The following is a 23,724-nucleotide window of genomic DNA, read 5'->3' as shown; positions in this document are numbered from 1 at the left end:
GTAAAACCTCAGTGCGATGTACGCCCGGTGTGAAAGCGCTTTTCCAGATACTGGCTGTAGCGCGACATGCTAAAACAGAAAATCCAATAAACCAGTGCAGCAAAGACATAACCTTCAGTCGACATGCCCAGCCAGGTCGGATCGACCGTTGCCTGCTGGACGCTGCTGAACAGATCGAAAAGACCAATGATGATGACCAGGCTGGTATCTTTAAACAGTGCGATGATGGTGTTAACCAGGCCGGGGATGGTGAGCTTCAGTGCCTGGGGAAGAATGACCAGCATCTGCGTTTTCCAGTAGCCCAGCGCCAGCGATTCTGCAGCCTCATACTGACCTTTCGGCAATGCCTGCAGGCCACCGCGCACCACCTCCGCCACATAGGCGGACTGGAACAGGATTACACCGACCAGGGCACGCACCAGCTTATCAATGGTGGTGCCTTCAGACATAAACAGCGGCAGCATCACCGATGACATAAACAGTACGGTAATCAGGGGCACGCCACGCCAGAACTCAATAAAGATAATCGACAGCGTGCGGACCACCGGCATCCGTGAGCGACGGCCAAGCGCCAGCAGGATGCCCAGCGGCAATGCACCGGCAATACCGACCGACGCGATAATCAGCGTCAGCGTTAACCCGCCCCACTGACGTGTTTCCACACGTTCCAGTCCCAGATAGCCGCCATACAGCAGGAACCAGACAATCACCGGATAGATGACGGCCCAGGCCGCAATGTAGCGTCCACGATAGGGCAGGCTTTTGAGAAACATCGGCACAATCGACAGCAGACCAATCACCAGCGCCAGGTTAATACGCCAGCGCAGCTCATGTGGATAAAGCCCATACATGAACTGACCGAAACGCGCATGGATAAAGACCCAACAGGCACCTTCTTTGGTGCAATCGGCGCGCGTAGTGCCAATCCAGTTTGCCTGAAAGACCAGCCAGTTCAGCGCAGGCGGAATGACGTGCCAGATAACCCAGATGCAAAACAGCGTCAGTAACGTGTTAAACCAGCTGGAAAACAGGTTTTTACGAGCCCAAAGCCAGGCGCGACTGACAGGCGTCGTCGGCACGGGGGGCGTTTCATGCGTAGTGACAGACATAGTTATCCCGTTCTCTTAACGCTCAACCAGCGCAATTTTGCGGTTGTAGAAGTTCATAAGCAGCGATATCAGCAGACTGATAATCAGGTAAACGCCCATTGTGATAGCAATCGTCTCGATGGCCTGACCGGTCTGATTCAGCACCGATCCCGCGAACAGCGACACCATATCGGGATATCCGATAGCAGCGGCCAGTGAGGAGTTCTTCACAATGTTCAGATACTGGCTGGTCAGCGGCGGGATAATGACGCGCATGGCCTGCGGAATAATCACCTGACGCAGCGTCACCGGATTTGGCAGACCCAGCGAGCGTGCAGCTTCGTGCTGACCATGCGGCACCGACTGAATCCCGGAGCGGATGACTTCAGCGATAAACGACGAGGTATAGATCGACAGTGCCAGGGTCAGCGCCGCCAGCTCCGGAATCATCACCGAGCCGCCACGGAAATTGAACCCGCGCAGTTGCGGCACATCCCAGTGCGTTGCTGCACCAAACCCAAGGTGCGCAAGCAAAGGAAAGAGGATCAGCATTGCGGCAGCGGCGGGCCATGTACGACGTAACTCACCGGTTTTCAGCTGATGCTGACGGTTAAAGCGGTACAGGCCATAGCTGACAGCCACGGCCAGCAGCAGTGCGATAACAAACGGCCAGCTGCCTGGTGCATAGGTCGGCCACGGGACGTAGAGTCCGCGATTGCTGACATAGGCCAGGTCGAACGCATTCAGCGCCTGACGCGGGCCTGGCAGATTGCGTAATACCGCGAAGTACCAGAAGAAGATTTGCAGCAGAGGCGGGATATTACGGAAGGTTTCGATATAGATATTCGAGAGCTTCCGCAGCAGCCAGTTATCAGAAAGGCGGGCAAGACCGACCGCGAATCCGAGAATCGACGCGAAAACAATACAGAGTGCAGAGACCAGCAGCGTGTTGGTTAATCCGACCAGAAACACGCGCGCGTAGGTATCTCCCTCCGTGTACTCAATCAGATGCTGAACGATGCCGAAACCGGCAGTGCGCTCAAGAAATCCAAACCCTGATGTAATGCCGCGATTGGCAAGGTTGATAATGGTGTTATGCACCAGATAACCCACCACACCAAGCACCGCGACGACGGCGATGAACTGATAAATCCAGGCGCGAACCGTGGGATTACCAAATGAAAAATCCCTTTTCACGGTTGGGCGTTGTGACATGTTGAAACCTCAGTAACGAAAGCTGGGGTAGGGCACCGCAGAATACGGTGCCCGATTGGTGAGGTCTGTTAACGTACCGGTGGTGCGTACTGAATCCCGCCCTGATTCCACAACGCATTCTGACCGCGCGCGATCTTCAGTGCGCTGTCTTTACCGACGTTGCGGTCAAAGCTTTCCTGATAGTTGCCGACCTGTTTGATGATGTTGTAGGCCCACTTGTTATCCAGCTTCAGATCTTTACCAAAGTCACCCTCAGCACCCAGCAGATGCGCCATATCTGGCGTGGTCGGCTTAGCTGTCATCTGATCAACATTCTTCGAGTTGATGCCCATCTCTTCGGCATTCAGCATGGCGTAGAGCGACCATTTGACGATGGTGAACCAGTCATCATCACCACGACGCACCAGGGGTCCCAGCGGCTCTTTGGAGATCACTTCTGGCAGGACGATAAATTCATCGGGTTTGCCGAGCTTGATGCGCAGGGCATAAAGCTGAGACTGATCAGACGCCAGCGTATCGCAGCGACCGCTGTCCAGCGCCTTAGCTGACTCGTCCGAGCGGTCGAAAGTCACCGGCGTATATTGCATTTTGTTGGCTTTGAAGAAGTCTGCCACGTTCAGCTCGGTGTCTGTTCCCGCCTGAATACAGACGGTGGCACCATCCAGCTCTTTCGCACTTTTCAGACCGGCTTTCTGGTGAGTCAGGAAGCCGATGCCGTCGTAATAGTTCACGCCCGCAAACAGGAAGCCCATGCCGCCATCACGCGATGAGGTCCAGGTGGTGTTACGTGAAAGTACATCCACTTCACCTGACTGCAGCGCGGTAAAACGCTCTTTCGCGGTCAGCGGGGTATATTTCACTTTGGTCGCATCGCCGAATACCGCGGCAGCCGCAGCACGACACACATCCACATCGATACCGGTAAACTTGCCGCCAGCATCTGCATAGGAGAAGCCCGGCAGGCCGTCACTGATACCACATTGAACAAAACCTTTTTTCTTTATCGCATCCAGTGTGGTGCCTGCGTGTGCCTGCTGAGCAATGGCAACCAGCGAGGCGGCAGCGATCAGCGTAGAGAGCATCATCTTTTTCATAAAGCATCCTGTGTGGCGGGATCATGTTGTTATGTTTGCGCACTTTGGTGTGCGTTTTTCCTGTCTGTGGCGGTCAGCCATCCACGACTCTGCAAAGCTGATGCCAGGTTTGCAGGATCCTGAATTCGTATGAAAGAACGGTTAATAATCAGAAGCACCTGGAAAGTTTCGCTAATATGGCGCACCAAAAGGAAGCAATGCGAGTCGACCCGATCACATTTAGTGCAAATAGTTTCACTATATGAGAGCAGTGTGAGCGCTCGCTCAGGCAGAAATGTATGAAGAGAAGGCGTTGCTTTTTTATGCGCAGGACGTCACATGCCCAGTAGTGACGGGCATAGGCAGCAAAGCTGGAGGCAGGACATTACTTAAATCAAATCAGATCGGACGAAAGCGAGGGGATGAAATATCACGCCAGCGATTGCAACTATAGTTACCATACGACAGGCAACTGTTTCACTCTCCCTGCCGTTACTTTGTGCGATGACGCACAAATAAAAACGCCAGCCCGAAGGCTGGCGTGATTAACAGACAGAACTAAAAATCAGTTCATGCCGTATTTTTTCAATTTCTTACGCAGCGTACCGCGGTTGATACCCATCATCAGGGCAGCACGGGTCTGGTTGCCACGGGTGTACTGCATCACCATGTCCAACAGAGGCTGCTCGACTTCAGCCAAAACCAGCTCATACAGGTCGCTCACATCCTGACCATTCAGTTGAGCAAAATAGTTCTTCAGTGCCTGTTTAACCGAATCACGCAAAGGTTTTTGAGTTACCTGATCCTGTGAGTTAACGGTAGAAACGGTCAGTACGTCAGAATTTACGCGTTGTTCGAACATAGTTCTTTCAGCTCTTTATTTCGTTACGCAAGATTTTCGAAGTATGCCTCCAACGCCTCCAGCTGTTCGCTGGCATCCTCTATGGCGTTGAATGTGCGCCGAAACTGGTCATTCGGGGCGTGCTCCTGCAGGTACCAGGAGACGTGCTTTCGCGCTATACGGTATCCCTTGCCTGAACCGTAAAAGTCGTGCAGCTCACGTATATGCGAAACAAGCAAGCGCTTGACCTCTGCCATCGGCAGCGGGGCAAGCAACTCCCCAGTGTCCAGATAATGCTGGATTTCCCGGAAGATCCACGGTCTTCCCTGAGCAGCGCGTCCTATCATCAGAGCATCGGCCCCTGTATAGTCGAGCACCGCTCTGGCTTTATGCGGGTCAGTTATGTCCCCATTCGCGATAATCGGAATGGAGACACTCTGCTTAACTGTCCGAATGCTGTCATATTCAGCTTCTCCGTTGAACAGGCAGGCACGAGTGCGACCATGTATCGTCAGAGCCTGTATACCGCAGCGTTCAGCCAATTGGGCAATCGCGACACAGTTCCTGTTTTCAGGATCCCAGCCAGTACGAATTTTCAGCGTAACCGGCACATTCACTGCATTAACCACTGAGGAGAGAATAGACTCCACCACGGCAGGATATTGCAGCAAGGCTGAACCCGCCATTTTGCGGTTAACCTTCTTGGCAGGGCATCCCATATTAATGTCGATGACCTGTGCACCAGCCTCAACATTAATGCGTGCAGCTTGCGCCATTTCACTGGGATCGCAACCGGCAATTTGCACGGCGCGAATGCCTGGCTCATCACTGTGAACCATACGTAATCGAGATTTGTCGCTAGCCCAGACTTCCGGGTTAGAAGACAGCATCTCAGAAACTGCCATGCCTGCACCCATTTCGTGACACAGCGTCCTGAACGGCCTGTCGGTAATACCGGCCATCGGTGCTGCAATCAGTCGATTTCTCAGCTGGAGGTTTCCAATACGCATGAAGTCAGAATGGCCATACTGTGTCTGCAAGGCGGCGTATATTACGCATTTTTGCAGGAAGATGAAAGGCCAAACTTTGAACAATCAGCAAGAAAGATCAATGAAATCCGGATGATGATCGGTGTTATTCATTAATAGTCTTAAATAACAATGATTTAGATATTTATGCTGAAATTGTGAGCAAAAGTTTTTCCAGAAAAGTACGTCAATTCGCCAGATAAAAAACGTCACAGGCCGTGATTAACGATACAAGCATCCATTTCAAATCGGGAAAGCCCGCAACTTACGCTACGGGCTGGCTGAATATTCTGTAAAGCCGCTTTGTTATGGCGACGGCGATATCAGCGCAAACGGACAAGCGCTAAAATCAGGATTTAATCCCGGTAATCCGGCACCACTCCTCTTTGACCGCAACCGGGTCGAGTGTGAACTCGCTGGCATAGGCCTCACAGACGCTCTCCGCCTGGCTCTCTAACACGCCCGAAAGACCCAGGTGACCGCCAGACTTCGGCAGTACCCTGATCAACGGTGCCAGCTCACGCAGTGGGCCGGCCAGGATATTGGCTACCACCACATCAGCCTGCAGATTGTCAGGTTGCTGGTGGGGCAGATAGAGCGACAGGCGATCGGAGACACCGTTGCGTTCAGCATTATCCCGGCTGGCCTGAATAGCCTGCGGATCGATATCAATGCCGATCGCCTGAGCCGCGCCCAGCTTCAGGGCGGCGATCGCCAGGATCCCGGATCCACAGCCGAAATCGATCACCGTTTTGCCTTCCAGATCCAGCCCATCAAGCCACGTCAGACAGAGCGAGGTGGTGGGATGCGTACCGGTGCCAAATGCCAGTCCGGGATCGAGCATGACGTTGACGGCATCAGGATCCGGCACATCACGCCAGCTCGGACAGATCCAGAGACGCTCGCCGAAGCGCATCGGGTGGAAGTTTTCCATCCATTCGCGCTCCCAGTCTTTATCTTCGATCTGTTCGAGCCGGTGACGAAAACCGTCACCCAGCAGCGGATGCTGTGCCAGTTCGGCAGTAATCAGGGCCATATCTGTTTCTGCATCGAACAGGCCGATAACGTCGGTGTCGCCCCACAGGCGCGTTTCGCCTGGCAGCGGCTCATACACCGGCGTGTCGTTGGTATCCTGAAAGGTGACTGAAACCGCACCGATCTCCATCAGCGCATCGCTCAGCGTTTCCGCATGTTCACCTGAGCTGTTAATTTTGATTTGAATCCACGGCATAACGTCTCTCTTTCCGTCAATGTTGCGGCGCGTCGGCCACGTGCGGCGCGCGTCCAAACAGGTTGCCCACCAGAAATGCCAGCAGGCTTAAAAGCAGGGAGGGCACGATAGGGTGAAAACCCAGAATCTGCAGGTTAAGGCTCGCCATAAAAGCGTAGCAGCCTCCACCTGTTACCATGCCGGTGATGGCGCCTGCGGCATTGGCACGTCCCCAGTAGAGGCCCAGAACCAGCGGCCAGAGGAAAACCGCCTCCAGGCCGCCAAATGCCAGCAGGTTGAGCCAGATAATCATATCGGGCGGATTCCATGCCGCAATCAGCAGCAGGATACCCAGTGCGAAGGTAATGGTGCCAGATAACAGCCGCAGCCGTGACTCATTTTCCAGCTGCTGCGGGGCGACACGCAGGTAGAGATCTTTAATCAGCGTGGCTGAAGCCTGTAACAGCTGGGCATTGATTGTCGACATAATTGCGGCCATCGGGGCTGCCAGAAACAGTCCGGCCGCTAACGGTGGCAGAACAGTGATCATCAGCGTCGGAATGACGCTATCCGGCACGGTCAGATTCGGCAGTACCGCGCGGCCCAGCGCACCGGCCAGATGCATGCCCAGCATCAACACCACCACGACAATAGTGCCCAGAATAATGGCCCGATGGACGGCCTTACTGTCTTTATAAGAGATACAGCGCACCGCCGTATGCGGCAGGCCAATCACCCCAAAGCAGACCAGCACAACGAACGAACTGAGGAAGTTTGGCGTAATAATCTCGCCCGGCCCCTGTGGCGACAGCAGAGCCGGATCGATGTCATGCAGTTTCTGCACCGCCGTGCTCAGGCCACCTGCCTGATGAATCACTGCGAACAGCAACAGAAAAGTGCCAATCAGCATTACAATGCCCTGCATGGCATCATTGAGTACGCTGGCACGGAATCCACCGAAAGCGGTATAGAGCGCGATGGTGCCACCAAAAATCAGCAGGCCGGTGTCATACGGGATGCCAGCGGCGGTTTCGAGCAGCCGTGCACCACCGATAAACTGCACCGTCATGGCACCGATAAAGGCAATCAGCAGACTCAGACTCGCCAGCCAGATCAGCAGCGGGCTCTGATAGCGGGCATAGAGCATATCATTCAGCGTTACCGCATTATGCTTGCGTGCCAGAATGGCAAACTTTTTCCCCAGTACACCCAGCGACAGCCAGACGGCGGGAACCTGCACCATCGCCAGTAATACCCAGCCCAGCCCATATTTGTAGGCGGCACCGGGACCCCCGATAAATGAGCTGGCGCTGATATAGGTGGTAGTGAGCGTCATCGCCAGTACGAATCCGCCCATTGAGCGGCTGCCAAGGAAATATTCAGTCAGGAAGCTGCCTTCACGCTTTTTACGGACGGCAAATACCGACAGCGCGGCAATCAGCACCAGATAAATCAGTAATGGCAGGATAATTTCACTGTTCACTTTGATCCTCCAGCGGCATGTCGCGGAAAATCACCCGCACCATCATCCAGCACAGAAAAATGAACAACAGGGGAGCAAACAGGCAGGAGAGTTCAAACCAGCGCGGCAGGCCGGTAACACCGATTTCACTGCCACCCAGCCAGGCAGAAAGCCCCCAGGCAGCGAGCCAGAGCAGTGTGAGGTAAAGCGACCAGCGCGCCTCTTTATGTGCCTGTATAAAACGAGCATCCATGATTCAACCTTAACGCCAGCGGCAAAAGAAAAAGGCCGGATTAACCGGCCTCAGACTGACTCAGCGTTGCGATTATTTCTCGTGCAAGCCGAGTTTTTTCTCCAGATAGTGGATATTGGTTCCACCGTGCTGGAAGTTTTCGTCGGACATGATTTTCATCTGCAGTTCAACGTTGGTTTTGATACCATCGATGATCAGTTCCGCCAGCGCATTTTTCATACGAGCGATAGCCACGTCACGCGTTTCGCCATAGGTGATCAGCTTGCCGATCATGGAGTCGTAATAAGGCGGTACGGTGTAGCCTGAGTAAATATGCGACTCCCAGCGCACGCCAAAACCGCCTGGCGCGTGGAAGCGGGTGATTTTACCCGGGCTTGGCAGGAAGGTGACTGGATCTTCAGCGTTGATACGGCACTCGACCGCATGTCCGCGAATGATCACATCTTCCTGTTTAATTGACAGTGGCTGACCGGCAGCAATACGCAGCTGCTCTTTGATCAGGTCCACACCGGTGATCATCTCGGTTACCGGATGTTCTACCTGAATACGGGTGTTCATCTCAATGAAGTAGAACTCACCGTTTTCGTACAGGAACTCAAAGGTACCTGCGCCGCGATAGCCAATCTCAATACAGGCCTGGGAACAGCGGTTGCCGATAAAGCGACGCTGTTCTTCTGTGATGCCTGGGCCTGGCGCTTCTTCGACAACTTTCTGGTGACGACGCTGCATGGAGCAGTCACGTTCGCCCAGATAGATCGCGTTGCCCTGACCGTCAGCCAGTACCTGAATCTCGATGTGGCGCGGATTCTCCAGATACTTCTCCATGTAGACCATGTCGTTGTTGAAAGCCGCTTTGGCTTCCGCTTTCGTCATGTTGATGGATTCTTCCAGATCTTTGTCGCCGCGCACTACGCGCATACCACGACCGCCGCCGCCGCCAGACGCTTTGATGATGACCGGATAACCGATGCGCCTGGCAAAGGCACGGTTTTTTTCCATATCATCCGTCAGCGAACCGTCAGAACCGGGTACGGTCGGGACGCCTGCTTTCTTCATCGCATTGATTGCAGAAACTTTGTCACCCATCAGGCGAATGGTATCTGCTTTCGGGCCGATAAAGATAAAGCCGGAGCGCTCAACCTGCTCAGCAAAATCGGCATTCTCAGAGAGGAAGCCGTAGCCAGGGTGAATCGCCACCGCGCCGGTGATCTCTGCTGCAGAGATCAGCGCCGGGATGTTGAGGTAACTTTTGACTGACTGCGCCGGGCCGATGCAGACGGTTTCGTCTGCCAGCAGCACGTGCTTCAGGTCACGATCCGCGCTTGAGTGCACCGCAACAGTCTTGATGCCTAGTTCTTTACAGGCACGCAGAATGCGCAGTGCGATCTCACCACGGTTAGCAATAACAATTTTATCCAGCATGATCTGCCCCGTTACTCGATGATAACCAGTGGCTCGTCAAATTCGACCGGCTGACCGCTTTCAACCAGGATAGCTTTCACCACACCTGATTTGTCAGCTTCGATCTGGTTCATCATTTTCATAGCTTCGACGATGCACAGGGTATCGCCGGCATTCACTTTCTGGCCAACTTCCACAAAGGCTTTCGCATCCGGGCTCGGCGTACGGTAGAAGGTACCTACCATTGGTGAACGCACGATGTGACCGCTGATTTCAGCCGGTGCCGCTTCGGCAACGGCTGCAACAGGGGCAACGGCTGTCGCCAGAGCAGGCTGTTGAACCGGCGCAGCGTAAGCCTGCTGCATCATCGGGTAACCCACGTTTGCAGGTGCACGACTGATGCGAACGGACTCTTCACCTTCAGAGATTTCCAGCTCAGAAATGCCAGACTCTTCAACCAGTTCGATCAGTTTTTTAATTTTACGAATATCCATGAGTGGGGTTCCGTACTCAGTTTGATTAATTAGTTTGAGACAGGCGTTTTACTGCCGTTTGTAAAGCCCATGTGTAGCCGTCAGCGCCAAGCCCACAGATCACGCCAGCAGAAACATCAGAAAGATAGGAGTGATGACGGAAGGGCTCGCGGGCATGCACATTTGAGAGATGAACCTCGATAAACGGTATTTCTACCGCCAGCAGGGCATCACGCAGTGCGACACTGGTATGGGTAAACGCGGCAGGATTAATGATGATGTAATCCACATTGCCTTTGGCCTCATGAATGCGATCAATCAGCTGAAATTCAGCATTGGTTTGCAGGTGGCTCAATTCCACATTCAACTGGTCTGCCTGACGCGTCAAATCATCAACGATCTGACTCAGCGTGGAATGACCATACTTCTCAGGTTCACGTGTTCCCAACAGATTCAGGTTGGGCCCGTTTAAAAGCAGAATATGTAATTTATGCGCCATCGTGCTGCCATCTCCCGCAATCATTGAGGCATCGCGTAAAATACCTTGCGAATCTTCATTTGTCACCTTTCAGGCTGAAAAAGAAGACCCGACGAGCAATAAAGCCGGGCATTATATCCGTTTCGTGTCATTTCGCAGCAAAATACTGGTCTTATCTGCGAAGATGATCGGATGTGGCCTGCGGGCCACATCTTTTATCAGAAAACAGCAGAGGAAAACAACGGGTGAAGTGCTAGCGGGGCCACCATTTGAGAAATTTTTTGTAACGCCAGGCTAACAGCAATGCAGCAAGGAGGGCATAGATAAGTGGCTGCGGGGACACAGTTTTTACCGACCAGATATAGTGAATCGGCACCAGAATCGCCACAAGATAGACCGCGTTGTGCAGGGTTTGCCAGCGTTTACCAAGCCTGCGCTGAGCGCGCTGAAACGACGTTACCGCCAGGGCCAGTAATATCAGCCAACTGATAATTCCCAGTGTCAGATAGGGCCGGGAGATGAGTTCGCTGCCCAGCAGACGCAGATTATCCACGCCCAATTCCAGCAGGTAGTAGCTCAGCAGGTGGAGAGAGGCCCAGACAAACGTCCAGACGCCGAGCAGGCGCCGGGTGCGGATTAATAACGGCTGCCTGCCGTAGCGTGCCAGTGGTGAAACCAGCAGCGTACCCAGCAGCAGCTTCAGCGCCATGCGGCCGGTAAAATGCTGAATATCTTTTGCCGGGTCCGCACTCAGACCACCCTGCATCGCAGCAAGCACCAGATAGACCAGCGGCAACAGGGCTGCCAGGTGCAGAATCACCTTGAGCCACATGATCTGTTTTATCGACAGGCGCACCACCTAATAATTCTCCCGTAAGTCCATGCCGCGGTAGAGCGACGCCACCTGTTCGGCATAGCCGTTAAACAGTAGCGTTGGCTGACGTTCGACCTTCAGACTGCCGCCTGGGCCAATAAACCGCTCTGTCGCCTGTGACCAACGTGGATGATTAACGTGGGGATTCACATTGGCATAAAAACCATACTCGTCGGCGGCAATCTGGTTCCAGGTGGTTGGCGGCTGTTTGTCGGTCAGCGTGATTTTGACGATCGACTTAATGCCTTTAAAGCCATATTTCCACGGCACCGTCAGACGAATCGGCGCGCCATTCTGCGGCGGCAGCGCTTTGCCATAGACACCGGTGGTCAGTATGGTTAGCGGATGCATTGCTTCATCCAGACGCAAACCTTCGACATAGGGATAATTGAGGCCACCGCCAATAAAGCGATCCTTCTGGCCCGGCATCTGCTCGGGATCGTAGAGCGTCTGAAAGGCAACAAAGCGCGCTTTGCTGGTGGGTTCCGCCAGCGAGAGAAGTTTATTCAGCTCGAAGCCTACCCAGGGCACCACCATCGACCAGGCCTCCACGCAGCGCATGCGATAAATTCGCTGCTCCATAGCAAAGCGTTTGAAGATGTCATCCATATCCAGGGTTACGGGCTTCGACACTTCGCCATCAATGGTCAGTTTCCAGGGCTCTGTTTTCAATGTTCCGGCATTGGCAGCCGGATCGGCCTTATCCAGCCCGAACTCGTAGAAATTGTTGTAGCCAGAAACTTTATCCGCAGGCGTCAGCGTCAGATCGGCCTGATATTGCGCCGGTTTGGTGAAGTCGAGCGGCCGGCCTGCTGGGGCAGGTGGGCGATCGTTGCCTTTGAACCAGCTGAGGATATCGGCATTTGCCACGCCCGGCATACCCATCGCCGCAGCGCTCAGTCCCAGTGTTTTCAGCACCTGGCGGCGCTTCATATTAAATATGCTTTCCGGCGTTACGTCGGCTTCGGTCAGACAGGGTATGCGTTTCATGGGGCTTCTCCAGACAGGATGTCATCAACCAGCATGATGACTATCGCTGATATCAGCCAGTTTCGCCCTGAAAATGTGAAATTTCCTGGCTGGCCTGCGCGATGAGAATGCGCTGAAAAGTGTCGGGATCAACATCAGCAATCCTGTCCCGACGATATACTTCGGCTTCATGCGACTCGGCGCTGTCGGCAGCGGCAAATTATGCTATTTTGCTCGCGTTTTCGTCAGGCTGACGGTACAAGGTGGGGTGATCCGGTTATCACCGCAGCAATACAGGCACAGGGATGCGATTAACCACAAAATTATCTGCGATTATTACCTTTTTAAGCCTGCTGGCGATGTCATTAATGCTGGCAGGCTGCGCATTCAGTGTTTTCTGGTTCAGTCATCAGCGGGTTGAACATCGGGCGCAGGTGCTGGCGACCGAGGTCGATCAGGCGATGTTCTCCGAGACGCCAGAACAGCTTCATAACTGGCTTACGCGCATGATGCCCATAATGAATGCCGAGCAGATTTCCCTTCATAACGGCAGGCAGACTTTCCTCACACTCTCCCGACACGAAAACCAGATGCTGGAAGACGAACCCAATCGTTTTATCCAGGTCGATGTGCCTTTGATGCATCAGACCGGTTTGCAGCTGCGGGTTGTCACCCTTGATCCTGCCAAAACCTGGCTGCGCTCATTCACCGGTACCTCTACGCTGGGCATTCTGTTTACGGCCATGCTGGTGATGAGTCTGCTGTTGCTGATGATGCATCGCTGGCTCAGCCGTCAGTGGCGTGGCATGGAGCATCTTGAAGTACGGGCAGAGGCGATTATCAACGGCGAACGCGGGGTCGTGCCGAAACGGGATGTGGATGAGTGGCCACCCAGAGCGAGTCGCGCGATGGATGTACTGCTGGCGGATCTTCAGGAAGCGGGCGAACAGCGTCTGCGTATCGACACGCTGATCCGCACCTTTGCCGCGCAGGATGGACGCACTGGCCTTAACAACCGGCTGTTCTTTGATAATCAGCTCGCGACCCTGCTGGAAGATCAGGAAGCTGTCGGTACCCACGGTGTAGTGATGATGGTGCGCCTGCCCGATCTGGACGCGCTGAAAGATTCACTGGAGCCGGCGCTGGTTGAGGAGTACCTGTTCAATTTCGTCAACATGCTCTCTACCTTTGTGCTGCGCTATCCCGGCGCCTTGCTGGCACGCTATTTTCGCAGTGATTTTGCTGTATTACTGCCGCATCGCAGTCTTAAAGAGGCAAACAGTATTGCCGATCAGCTGATCAATGCTGTTGATTCTCTGCCGCCGATGCGCCTGGTCAATCGCGATGATCTGATCCACATCGGTATCACCGCCTGGCACAGCGGGCAGACCGTCCTGCAGGTGATAGAAAATGCCGAAATGGCCACGCGACGTGCGGCACTGCTGGGGGGTAATAACTGGACTAATGGCGAAGGAAATCCTCAGGACGCCGGGCGGGGTAGCGTGCGCTGGCGAACCCTGCTGGAGAACACGCTTAGTCGCGGCGGTCCGCGGCTGTACCATAAACCCACCGTGAATACCGAAGGCAAGGTACAGCATCGGGTCATGCTGACCCGCATCTTCGATGGCGATAAAGAGGTGCTGGCCGCAGAATATATGCCGCTGGTGCAGCAGCTCGGTATGGCTGATAGCTGGGATCGTCAGCTGGTCACGCGCATCGCGGCACTCTCTGAACTCTGGCCGGAAGAGACGCTGGTGATGCCGGTGACGATAACCTCTCTCCTGCAACGTTCATTTGTCCTCTGGCTGCAGAATATGCTGCTGCAGTGCCCCAAATCACAAAGAAAACGATTTTTATTTGAACTTGCCGAGGCAGATGTCTGTCAACACATCGACCATTTAACGCCAGTATTCCGTGCACTTAAGGCTTTTGGCTGTCGGGTAGCGGTAAATCAGGCGGGTTTAACCGTCGTCAGCAGCGCCTATATACGACACCTGCCGCTGGAACTGATCAAGCTTGATGCGGGTCTGGTGCGCAACATTGAACGGCGGACCGCCAATCAGCTGTTTGTACAGAGTCTGCTGGAGGTCTGTAAGTCCACGGGTATTCAGGTGTTTGCTACCGGTGTCCGCACTAAAGCGGAGTGGCAGACATTAGTGGCGCTAGGTGTGGCAGGCGGGCAGGGCGACTTTTTTGCCCCTTCGCTTCCGGTTAACAGTAACGTGAAGAAGTATTCCCAACGTTACCGTATTTAATGATTTGCTGTCTTAATGACAGAAATTGACGGTTTTTTTAATGTTAAGCCGCATCTGAACCCATAACCATCGTGCCGGAAATGTTAAATTTTATGTCGGGCATGGCAAGCGGAAATCAAGGCAAATGCAGCACTGATGGCGTCTGGTCGCCATTCTGCTGCTACGGATCGCGGGTTCAGATGACTTAAACGCAATCAGGCGTCTTTTTTCACCGAAGCAGAACGTTTTTGCGCCTTGTGGCAGCTTCGTGTGGTTGGTAAAGTAAGCGGATTTTATTTTCCGCCCCCAGCTTGCAGGATTATCCCTTAGTATGTTTAAAAAATTTCGTGGCATGTTTTCCAACGACTTGTCCATTGACCTGGGTACCGCGAATACCCTGATTTACGTAAAAGGACAGGGCATCGTGCTGAACGAGCCTTCCGTGGTTGCTATTCGTCAGGACCGTGCCGGTTCACCGAAAAGCGTCGCGGCCGTAGGTCATGACGCCAAACAGATGCTCGGCCGTACGCCAGGCAATATTGCCGCTATCCGTCCGATGAAAGATGGCGTTATCGCTGACTTCTTCGTGACCGAAAAGATGCTGCAACACTTCATCAAGCAGGTTCACAGCAACAGCTTTATGCGTCCCAGCCCACGTGTGCTGGTCTGCGTACCCGTCGGGGCTACGCAGGTAGAACGTCGTGCGATTCGTGAATCCGCTCAGGGCGCCGGCGCGCGTGAAGTCTTTCTGATTGAAGAGCCGATGGCTGCAGCCATTGGTGCAGGTCTGCCCGTTTCTGAAGCGACCGGTTCAATGGTCGTTGATATCGGTGGTGGTACTACCGAAGTGGCGGTGATCTCCCTGAACGGTGTGGTCTACTCCTCATCCGTACGTATTGGTGGCGATCGTTTCGATGAAGCTATTATTAATTATGTGCGTCGTAACTACGGTTCACTGATCGGTGAAGCGACCGCAGAACGTATTAAGCATGAGATCGGTTCAGCCTATCCGGGTGATGAAGTCCGTGAAATTGAAGTGCGTGGCCGTAACCTGGCAGAAGGTGTACCGCGCGGCTTCACGCTGAACTCCAACGAAATTCTGGAAGCGCTGCAGGAGCCGTTAACCGGCATCGTTAGCGCGGTGATGGTTGCTCTTGAGCAGTGTCCGCCTGAGCTGGCCTCCGATATCTCAGAGCGCGGTATGGTGCTGACCGGTGGTGGTGCATTACTGCGCAACCTGGATCGCCTGCTGATGGAAGAGACGGGTATTCCGGTTGTTGTTGCTGAAGATCCGCTGACCTGTGTGGCGCGCGGTGGCGGCAAGGCGCTGGAAATGATCGACATGCATGGCGGCGATTTGTTCAGCGAAGAATAATTGCCTCAACCGGCTGAGAACGCAATGATCATGCGAGGGAGTGGCATGTGAACCGGCGAAATCTGTGCCGGTACAGTGCGTTCAGCCCAGGGAAGCACGGTGTTTTGCCGTCGCTTCCTCTCCTGTTGTCGAGGATCACGCAGATTATATGAAGCCGATTTTTAGCAGGGGACCTTCCCTGCAGTTGCGTCTTTTCCTGGCGGTCATTGTGGCAATTGCCATTATCATTGCCGACAGCCGTGTGAGCTCTTTCACCCAAATACGCAACTATCTGGATACGTCGGTCAGTCCGTTTTACTTCCTGGCTAATGGGCCACGTCAGCTGCTGGATGGCGTGTCGGAGTCGCTGGCGTCGCGTCAGCAGCTGGAGCAGGAAAATAAAGCGTTACGTCGTGAGCTCTTCCTGAAAAACAGTAACCTGCTAATGCTGGGGCAATATAAGCAGGAAAACGCACGCCTGCGTGAACTGCTGGGTTCACCGCTGCGTCAGGATGAGCAAAAGATGGTGACGCAGGTGATCTCCACCGGCACCGATCCTTACACCGACCAGGTGGTGATCGACAAAGGCAGCGTTAACGGTGTCTATGAAGGTCAGCCGGTCATCAGTGATAAAGGCGTGGTCGGTCAGGTTATCGCCGTCGGACAGCTCACCAGCCGTGTTCTGCTGATCTGCGATGCGTCACATGCGCTGCCTATTCAGGTGCTGCGTAATGACATTCGTGTGATTGCCGCGGGTAACGGCTGTACTGAAGATCTCCAGCTTGAGCATCTGCCGGGTAATACGGACATTCGGGTCGGCGATGTGCTGGTGACGTCAGGTATCGGTGGTCGTTTCCCTGAGGGTTATCCGGTGGGCGTGGTCTCCTCAGTGAAAGTGGATACTCAGCGCGCTTACACGGTGATTCAGGCGCATCCGACCGCGGGTCTGCAGCGTCTGCGTTATCTGCTGCTGCTGTGGGGCGCAGATCGCAATGGCGATATGCCGCTGCCGCAGGATGAGGTTCATCGCGTTGCGAATGAGCGTCTGATGCAGATGATGCCGCAGGTCTTACCGCCTGCGGGTGAAATGGGTCCGCCTGCACCTACCGCACAGATGGGACCGCCTGCTCCATCAACAGGCAGCAGTGGCAGTAGCGGACAGAGCAACTCCTCGCGTTCACGCGGGGGGCAGCCTTGAGTCGATATCGCAGCCAGGGACGTTGGGTCATCTGGCTCTCTTTCCTGGTCGCGTTAGTCCTGCAGATCATGCCATGGCCGGATGAAATTTATATGTTCCGGCCTTCATGGCTGCTGCTCATCCTTATCTACTGGGTTCTCGCACTGCCGCATCGGGTCAACGTCGGCAGCGGATTTATGCTGGGTGCTATCATGGATCTGATTGCCGGATCCACGCTGGGCGTACGTGCGCTGGCACTCAGTATCATCGCCTACCTGATAGCCTTTAAGTTCCAGTTATTCCGCAACTTAGCGTTGTGGCAGCAAGCGTTAATGGTTATGGTGCTGTCACTGGCGATGGATGTAATTGTCTTCTGGGCTGAATTCCTGGTAATCAACGTTTCATTCCGACCTGAAATTTTCTGGAGCAGTGTCGTCGACGGTATTCTCTGGCCCTGGCTATTCTTACTTATGAGAAAAATTCGTCGTCAGTTCGCTGTTCAATAAGGAAATTTATGGTAATCCTCTATCTTGCTTCCGGTTCACCGCGTCGTCGTGAGCTGTTAACTCAACTTGGCCTGACATTTGAGCGCATCGTGACTGACGTTGAAGAACAGCGTCAGCCGAATGAAGCGGCTGAGAGCTATGTCCGCCGTCTGGCTAATGACAAAGCGCAGGCGGGCGTAAAACTGGCCGCGCAGGATCTGCCGGTGCTGGGCGCAGATACGATTGTCGTGCTGAATGGTGACGTGCTGGAAAAACCGCGCGATGCCGCCGATGCCCACGCGATGCTGCGTAAACTCTCCGGTCATACGCATCAGGTCATGACGGCAGTGGCGCTGGCCGACAGCCAGCAGGCGCTGGATTGCATCGTGACGACTGATGTGACATTCCGCACCTTAACTGAGAGCGACATCGACGACTATATCGCGACCGGTGAGCCAATGGATAAAGCGGGTGCATACGGTATTCAGGGCAGGGGAGGAAACTTTGTCCGCAAAATTAATGGAAGTTATCATGCAGTGGTCGGATTACCGTTAGTTGAGACAGCGGAACTGCTCAGCCATTTCCAGTCACTGCGTGCCGTAAGGGGTCAACATGACGGCTGAATTACTGGTTAACGTCACGCCTTCTGAAACACGCGTTGCTTACATTGATGGCGGCATCCTTCAGGAAATCCATATTGAGCGCGAAGCGCGGCGCGGCATTGTTGGCAATATTTACAAAGGACGGGTAAGCCGTGTTCTGCCCGGCATGCAGGCCGCCTTTGTCGATATCGGCCTGGAAAAAGCCGCCTTTCTGCACGCTTCTGACATCATGCCGCATACGGAATGTGTGGCGGGCGACGAAAAGAAAAATTTCATCGTGCGCGATATCGCCGAGCTGGTGCGTCAGGGACAGGATCTGGTGGTTCAGGTGGTCAAGGATCCGCTGGGCACCAAAGGTGCCCGACTGACCACCGACATTACCCTGCCTTCGCGTTACCTGGTCTTTATGCCTGGCGCATCGCACGTCGGTGTCTCTCAGCGCATCGAGAGTGAGAAAGAGCGCGATCGGCTTAAAGCGGTGGTGGCGGATTACTGCGACGATCTGGGCGGTTTTATCATCCGCACCGCCGCAGAAGGGATCGGCGAAGAGGAGCTGGCGCAGGACGCGGCTTTTCTCAAACGTCTCTGGACCAAAGTCAGCGAGCGTAAAAAGCGCAACCAGACCCGCTGTCTGCTCTATGGCGAGCTGGCCCTGGCGCAGCGTATCCTGCGTGATTTCGCGGGCGCAGCGCTGGATCGCATTCGGGTCGATTCGCGTCTGACCTGCGACATGCTGGTGGAATTTACCGGCGAATATATTCCGGAGATGGCCGGTAAACTGGAGCTCTACAACGGTAAACAGCCTATTTTTGACCTGTTTGACGTTGAAAATGAGATTCAGCGCTCGCTGGATCGCAAAGTTGAACTAAAGTCAGGCGGATATCTGATCATCGATCAGACCGAAGCGATGACGACTATCGATATTAATACCGGTGCATTTGTTGGGCATCGCAATCTCGATGAGACGATATTCAACACCAATGTTGAAGCCACTCAGGCGATTGCGCGTCAGCTGCGACTGCGTAATCTGGGCGGTATCATCATTATCGACTTCATCGACATGAGCAATGAAGACCATCGACGCCGGGTACTGCATTCACTGGAAAGCGCGCTCAGTAAAGATCGGGTTAAAACCGGGATTAATGGTTTTTCGGCGCTGGGTCTGGTGGAGATGACGCGTAAGCGTACCCGTGAAAGCATTGAGCATGTCCTGTGCCAGGATTGCCCGGTCTGCAAAGGGCGCGGCACGCTGAAAACGGTTGAAACGGTCTGCTATGAAATCATGCGTGAGATTGTGCGGGTTCACCACGCTTATGATTCTGACCGTTTCCTGGTCTATGTTTCACCGACAGTCGGTGAGGCGCTAAAAACCGACGAGTCTCATGCGCTGGCTGAAGTGGAAATCTTTGTGGGTAAGCAGGTGAAAGTTCATGTTGAAGCGCTCTACACTCAGGAGCAGTTCGACGTGGTAATGATGTAACGTCAGCCCGTAATCGGGCTGAATAAACGCCCTTGTTTGGGATAAAATGCGTATCTTTAACGCTTTTATTCGAAGACGGTCGGGTATGAGAACCAACTATCCGTCGTTTACGGAACACAAGGAGAGGCGTGAGTGAGGCAGTTGCCGAGGATTTTGTTACTGCTGGTCGCGGCAATCATCGTGATTGTCGCGCTGCTGGTCAGCGGATTGCGTCTGGTGATGCCGCATCTCGACAGCTATCGCAACAACCTTCTGCAATTCATCTCCGACAAAACGGATGTGCCGGTCAACGCCAGCCAGTTACAGGGTAAATGGGAGAATTTCGGCCCAACCCTGCAGGTTCGTGACCTCAGCGTCGATCTGCATGAAAACGGCAAACTCACGATTAAACGTATCAATCTGGCGCTCGACGTCTGGCAGTCTCTGCTGCACTGGCGCTGGCAGTTCCGCGATCTGACCTTCTGGCAGCTGCACCTCGACACGAATCGCCCCTTACTCGACAACGACAAAGAGAAAAACAGTTTCCGTCCGGCGCAGATTAACGAACTTTTCCTGCGTCAGTTTGACCACTTTGACCTGCGCGACAGCACCATTCGTTTCCGTACGCCTTCCGGCCAGCATGCTGAGCTGGCGATCCCCCGACTCACCTGGGTCAATGAAGACAACCGCCATCGCGCCGAAGGCGAAGTCAGTCTGTCGAGCTTTACCGGTCAGCACGGCGTGGTTCAGGTGCGGCTCGACCTTAACGACAGCAACGGTTTACTTAATGACGGCCGCATCTGGATGCAGGCCGACGATGTCGACATGCGTCCATGGCTGGGCCGCTGGGTGCGCGACAATACTCGGCTGGACAGCGCCCGCTTCAGCCTGGCGGCCTGGGTTAACCTGCGTGATGGCGACATCTATGCTGGCGATCTGCTGCTGCGCAAGGGCGGCGCCAGCTGGCAGGGCGAAACCGGACGACACCGCATAGAAGTCGATGGGCTGACCGCGCATCTGTCACGCTTCCAGAATGGCTGGGTGGTCAATGTGCCGCAGACGCGGCTCAGTACTGACGGCGAGGCCTGGCCTGCCGGTCACTTCTCGCTGCTATGGCGTCCTGAAGATAAGCAGTTGCTGGGGCCGGATGGTCAGCAGGAAGTGCGGGTGCGCGCCACACAGCTGGTGCTGAGTCATATTGCGCCGATCGTTCCGTTATTTGCGCCGCTCTCTCCGACGCTGTTTGAAAACTGGCAGACGCTGCAGCCACAGGGCACCATCGATGGCCTGGCGCTGGATATTCCATTACAGCAGCCTGAAAAAACCCGCTTACAGGTGAAGTGGCGTGATTTCAGCTGGCAGCACTGGAAACTGTTGCCGGGCATCAGTCACCTGAGCGGAGAAGCACGCGGCAGCCTGAGCCATGGTCAGGTCAGTGTGGATATGGGCGCGGCAACCGTCCCCTATGGCGACATGTTCCAGGCACCCTTAGAGATTAAGCGGGTGACCGGGGCACTGCGCTGGCTTAAAGATGAACATGGCCTGACGCTGGCGGGTGAAAACCTTGACCTCGAAGCGCGCTCACTCTGGGCGCGCGGCGACTTCAGCTACCAGCAGAATAGCGGCGGCGAGCCCCATCTGGATATTCTGGCGGGTATCCGGCTTACCGATGCGGGCGATGCCTGGCGCTACTTCCCGGTGCCGCTGATGGGTAACAGCCTGACGCACTATCTGAGTGGGGCGGTGAAGGGTGGCAGGGTGGACAACGCCACGCTGCTGTTTGCCGGTAACCCGGCGCTGTTCCCTTTCAAGCACAATGATGGCATGTTCCAGGTCTGGGTGCCGCTTCGCCAGGCGACCTATGCATTTCAGCCCAAATGGCCGGCGCTGAGCAATCTCGATGTCGACCTCAATTTCCTGAACGACGGTCTGTGGATGAAAGCGCCAGTGGCCAGACTGGGCGAAGTAGATGCTCGCAACGTCACGGCGGTGATCCCTGACTACCTGAAAGAAAAACTGATCATCGACGGGGATATCAGTGGTGAAGGCCAGCAGATCGCTGACTATTTCGATCAGACGCCGCTTAAGCCGTCACTGGGTGCCGCGCTGGAGCAACTGGAAATTAAAGGCCGTGTCGGTGGTCATCTGAATCTGGATATTCCACTGGATGGAGAGCAGGTCCACGCCCGCGGCAATGTCGATCTCAATAACAATTCGCTGTTTATCAAACCGTTAAAAACCACCATCAACAATCTTTCTGGCCGCTTCCGTTATGACAACGGCAATCTGGCCAGTGAGGACCTGCGGGCGAACTGGTTTGGGCAGCCGATGGGCGTCCGTTTCAGCACCCGGGAGAATCCGGATGACTTTGGCGTTAACGTCAAACTTCAGGGCGACTGGCAACCCGCGAAAATCAGCCAGGTTCCGGCAGCTGTCAGCAAGCAGCTCGGCGGGCATCTGCCGTGGCAGGGGGACGTCAATATTACGCTGCCGCATCATGGCGGGGCACGTTATGACGTGACGCTGAACGGTAATGCCAAAGAAGTAAGCAGTCACTTACCTGCACCACTCGATAAAAAAGCCGGTGAGGCGATGCCAGTTGCCATTCAGGCCAGCGGCGACCTGAACCATTTCGATCTCAGCGGCAGCGTCGATGCAAACCACCGTTTTAACAGCCGCTGGTTGCTGGAGCCGACGCTGCGCGTTGATCGTGGCATCTGGCTGAATAATGCACAGAAAACGCCTGCGCTACCTGATCATGAGGGCATGGTACTGAATCTGCCCGCGCTGGATGGTGAGGCCTGGGTAGCGATGATGGCTGCAGGCGGCTCTGCGGGAGCGGGTGTGTCGGGCGGCGGGAGCGACTTCCAGACCGGTGGCGTTACACTGCCGGGTAACATTACGCTGCGCAGTCCTGCGGTTACGCTGGCCGGACAGCAATGGCATGAGGTTGAGGCGACGCTGGCACAAAGTTCAGGTGGCCGAGGTCAGGTCAGCGTCAATGCGAAAGAGCTGCGCGGTGAACTGGCGATGGCCCCCAGAGCGCCATGGCAGGTGAACCTCGATTACCTCTACTACAATCCGCAATGGGAAAACGAGGCAGGCAAGGGCGGCAAAGCGTCTTCTCAGCAAACCACAAACATTAACTTCAGTCAGTGGCCCGCCTTACAGCTGCGCTGTAAAGAGTGCTGGGTACTGGGCCAGAAATATGGTCAGGTCTCCGCGATGCTGCAGCCTAAAGGAGATACGTTAGCGCTTACTAACGGAAAAGTGGATACCGGCAGCTCGCAGCTTAAAATTAACGGTGAGTGGGTTAATCGCGCGGACGACCAGCGCACCTCGCTGAAGGGCACGCTTAAGGGGCCGAATATTAATAATGCGACCAACTGGTTTGGCGTGAATACCCCGCTGCGCGATGCGCCTTTTGATATTGCTTACGACCTGCACTGGCGCTCTGCACCGTGGCAGCCCTCGGCAGAGACGCTGAGCGGCACCCTTAAGACCCACTTTGGCAAAGGCCAGATCGCGGATGTGAACACCGGCACGGCGGGAAAAATCCTGCGACTGGTGAGCTTCGATGCGCTGCTGCGCAAGCTGCGCTTCGACTTCAGCGACACCTTTACCAACTCGTTCTATTTCGATTCGATTAACGGCACGGCCTGGATCGAAAACGGCGTCATGCGCACCGATAACCTGCTGGTGGATGGACTGGAAGCCGACATCGCCATGCAGGGCAATCTCGACCTGGTGAAACGTCAGATAGATATGGAAGCGGTGGTTGCGCCTGAGATCTCTGCCTCTGTCGGCGTAGCGACTGCCTTTGCCATTAATCCGGTGATTGGCGCGGCGGTATTTGCCGCCAGTAAAGTTCTGGGACCCCTGTGGAACAAGATATCGCTGCTGCGTTATCACATCAGTGGCCCGCTGGATAAACCGGAAATCAATGAAGTGCTGCGTAAACCGCGTGAAACAGACAACAAGTGAATTTGACGCCGTACCGGAATTACCGCAGGCTATGATTATCTGAGCACATAATGAGTGAGAAACG

20 protein-coding genes are annotated in these 23,724 nt (G+C 54.6%); 7 read left to right on the top strand and 13 right to left on the bottom strand.

Translation table 11 applies throughout. From position 1 onward, the window contains the following. Window positions 1-8: 8 nt before the first annotated feature. The 13 genes from BY447_RS08495 to msrP form a co-directional block, all read right to left on the bottom strand. The gene (locus BY447_RS08495; protein WP_013359220.1) at window positions 9-1,109 is read right to left on the bottom strand and encodes an amino acid ABC transporter permease; all 1,101 of its coding nucleotides are present in this window, start codon (window positions 1,107-1,109) and stop codon (window positions 9-11) included. A gap of 15 nt (window positions 1,110-1,124) precedes the next feature. After that, window positions 1,125-2,303: an amino acid ABC transporter permease gene (locus tag BY447_RS08490; RefSeq protein ID WP_107319092.1), complete on the bottom strand. Its 1,179-nt coding sequence runs from the start codon at window positions 2,301-2,303 to the stop codon at window positions 1,125-1,127. 68 nt (window positions 2,304-2,371) lie between these two features. After that, the gene (locus tag BY447_RS08485) at window positions 2,372-3,397 is read right to left on the bottom strand and encodes an amino acid ABC transporter substrate-binding protein (RefSeq protein WP_013359218.1); all 1,026 of its coding nucleotides are present in this window, start codon (window positions 3,395-3,397) and stop codon (window positions 2,372-2,374) included. 544 nt (window positions 3,398-3,941) lie between these two features. Continuing rightward, a complete protein-coding gene (fis, locus tag BY447_RS08480; protein ID WP_003855228.1) occupies window positions 3,942-4,238 on the bottom strand; it encodes a DNA-binding transcriptional regulator Fis in 297 nt (98 codons plus the stop codon). A 23-nt stretch (window positions 4,239-4,261) separates the two neighbouring features. After that, window positions 4,262-5,227 carry a tRNA dihydrouridine synthase DusB gene (dusB, locus tag BY447_RS08475; protein ID WP_110330952.1) on the bottom strand — a complete coding sequence of 322 codons (966 nt, stop codon included), beginning with the start codon at window positions 5,225-5,227 and terminating at the stop codon, window positions 4,262-4,264. A gap of 367 nt (window positions 5,228-5,594) precedes the next feature. Then, a complete protein-coding gene (prmA, locus tag BY447_RS08470) occupies window positions 5,595-6,476 on the bottom strand; it encodes a 50S ribosomal protein L11 methyltransferase (RefSeq protein WP_110330951.1) in 882 nt (293 codons plus the stop codon). A gap of 16 nt (window positions 6,477-6,492) precedes the next feature. Continuing rightward, window positions 6,493-7,938 (bottom strand): sodium/pantothenate symporter, encoded by a 1,446-nt coding sequence (gene panF, locus BY447_RS08465; RefSeq protein ID WP_110330950.1) that lies wholly within the window; start codon window positions 7,936-7,938, stop codon window positions 6,493-6,495. Further along, window positions 7,928-8,170, bottom strand: a complete 243-nt coding sequence (locus tag BY447_RS08460) for a YhdT family protein (RefSeq protein WP_033784124.1) — start codon at window positions 8,168-8,170, stop codon at window positions 7,928-7,930. The genes panF and BY447_RS08460 overlap by 11 nt, the downstream gene beginning before the upstream one ends. Window positions 8,171-8,242: 72 nt before the next feature. Continuing rightward, on the bottom strand, window positions 8,243-9,592 hold the full coding sequence (accC, locus tag BY447_RS08455; RefSeq protein WP_033734071.1) for an acetyl-CoA carboxylase biotin carboxylase subunit: 1,350 nt from the start codon (window positions 9,590-9,592) through the stop codon (window positions 8,243-8,245). A gap of 11 nt (window positions 9,593-9,603) precedes the next feature. Next, window positions 9,604-10,065: an acetyl-CoA carboxylase biotin carboxyl carrier protein gene (accB, locus tag BY447_RS08450; RefSeq protein WP_013359212.1), complete on the bottom strand. Its 462-nt coding sequence runs from the start codon at window positions 10,063-10,065 to the stop codon at window positions 9,604-9,606. A 25-nt stretch (window positions 10,066-10,090) separates the two neighbouring features. Then, window positions 10,091-10,543 (bottom strand): type II 3-dehydroquinate dehydratase, encoded by a 453-nt coding sequence (aroQ, locus tag BY447_RS08445; protein WP_013359211.1) that lies wholly within the window; start codon window positions 10,541-10,543, stop codon window positions 10,091-10,093. 232 nt (window positions 10,544-10,775) lie between these two features. After that, complete coding sequence (gene msrQ, locus BY447_RS08440; protein WP_033784679.1) at window positions 10,776-11,378, bottom strand: protein-methionine-sulfoxide reductase heme-binding subunit MsrQ; 603 nt, start codon at window positions 11,376-11,378, stop codon at window positions 10,776-10,778. Between the two features lie 3 nt (window positions 11,379-11,381). Next, the gene (gene msrP / locus BY447_RS08435; RefSeq protein WP_013359209.1) at window positions 11,382-12,386 is read right to left on the bottom strand and encodes a protein-methionine-sulfoxide reductase catalytic subunit MsrP; all 1,005 of its coding nucleotides are present in this window, start codon (window positions 12,384-12,386) and stop codon (window positions 11,382-11,384) included. Between the two features lie 284 nt (window positions 12,387-12,670). On the opposite strand from msrP, the gene csrD reads away from it, so the two are divergent. The 7 genes from csrD to yhdP all read left to right on the top strand — a co-directional run bounded on the left by csrD (window position 12,671) and on the right by yhdP (window position 23,660). Further along, window positions 12,671-14,620 carry an RNase E specificity factor CsrD gene (gene csrD, locus BY447_RS08430; protein ID WP_110330949.1) on the top strand — a complete coding sequence of 650 codons (1,950 nt, stop codon included), beginning with the start codon at window positions 12,671-12,673 and terminating at the stop codon, window positions 14,618-14,620. A 310-nt stretch (window positions 14,621-14,930) separates the two neighbouring features. Further along, window positions 14,931-15,974: a rod shape-determining protein MreB gene (gene mreB, locus BY447_RS08425; RefSeq protein ID WP_003855260.1), complete on the top strand. Its 1,044-nt coding sequence runs from the start codon at window positions 14,931-14,933 to the stop codon at window positions 15,972-15,974. Between the two features lie 148 nt (window positions 15,975-16,122). Continuing rightward, complete coding sequence (gene mreC / locus BY447_RS08420) at window positions 16,123-17,151, top strand: rod shape-determining protein MreC (RefSeq protein WP_013359206.1); 1,029 nt, start codon at window positions 16,123-16,125, stop codon at window positions 17,149-17,151. Next, window positions 17,148-17,636: a rod shape-determining protein MreD gene (gene mreD / locus BY447_RS08415; protein ID WP_013359205.1), complete on the top strand. Its 489-nt coding sequence runs from the start codon at window positions 17,148-17,150 to the stop codon at window positions 17,634-17,636. Before mreC ends, mreD begins: the two co-directional genes overlap by 4 nt. An 8-nt stretch (window positions 17,637-17,644) precedes the next feature. Further along, window positions 17,645-18,238 (top strand): Maf family protein, encoded by a 594-nt coding sequence (locus BY447_RS08410; protein WP_110330948.1) that lies wholly within the window; start codon window positions 17,645-17,647, stop codon window positions 18,236-18,238. Continuing rightward, entirely contained in the window at window positions 18,228-19,697 is a 1,470-nt protein-coding gene (rng, locus tag BY447_RS08405; protein WP_003855268.1) for a ribonuclease G, read from the top strand. Before BY447_RS08410 ends, rng begins: the two co-directional genes overlap by 11 nt. Before the next feature lie 132 nt (window positions 19,698-19,829). Beyond that, on the top strand, window positions 19,830-23,660 hold the full coding sequence (gene yhdP, locus BY447_RS08400) for an AsmA2 domain-containing protein YhdP (RefSeq protein ID WP_110330947.1): 3,831 nt from the start codon (window positions 19,830-19,832) through the stop codon (window positions 23,658-23,660). The last annotated feature ends 64 nt before the right edge of the window (window positions 23,661-23,724 follow it).

Origin of the sequence: Pantoea sp. JKS000250, from assembly GCF_003201065.1 — a bacterium.
Classification (GTDB): Bacteria; Pseudomonadota; Gammaproteobacteria; order Enterobacterales; family Enterobacteriaceae; genus Pantoea; species Pantoea vagans.
Note: the sequence above shows the minus strand (reverse complement) of the source record. Positions and strands in the feature narration are given on the sequence as shown.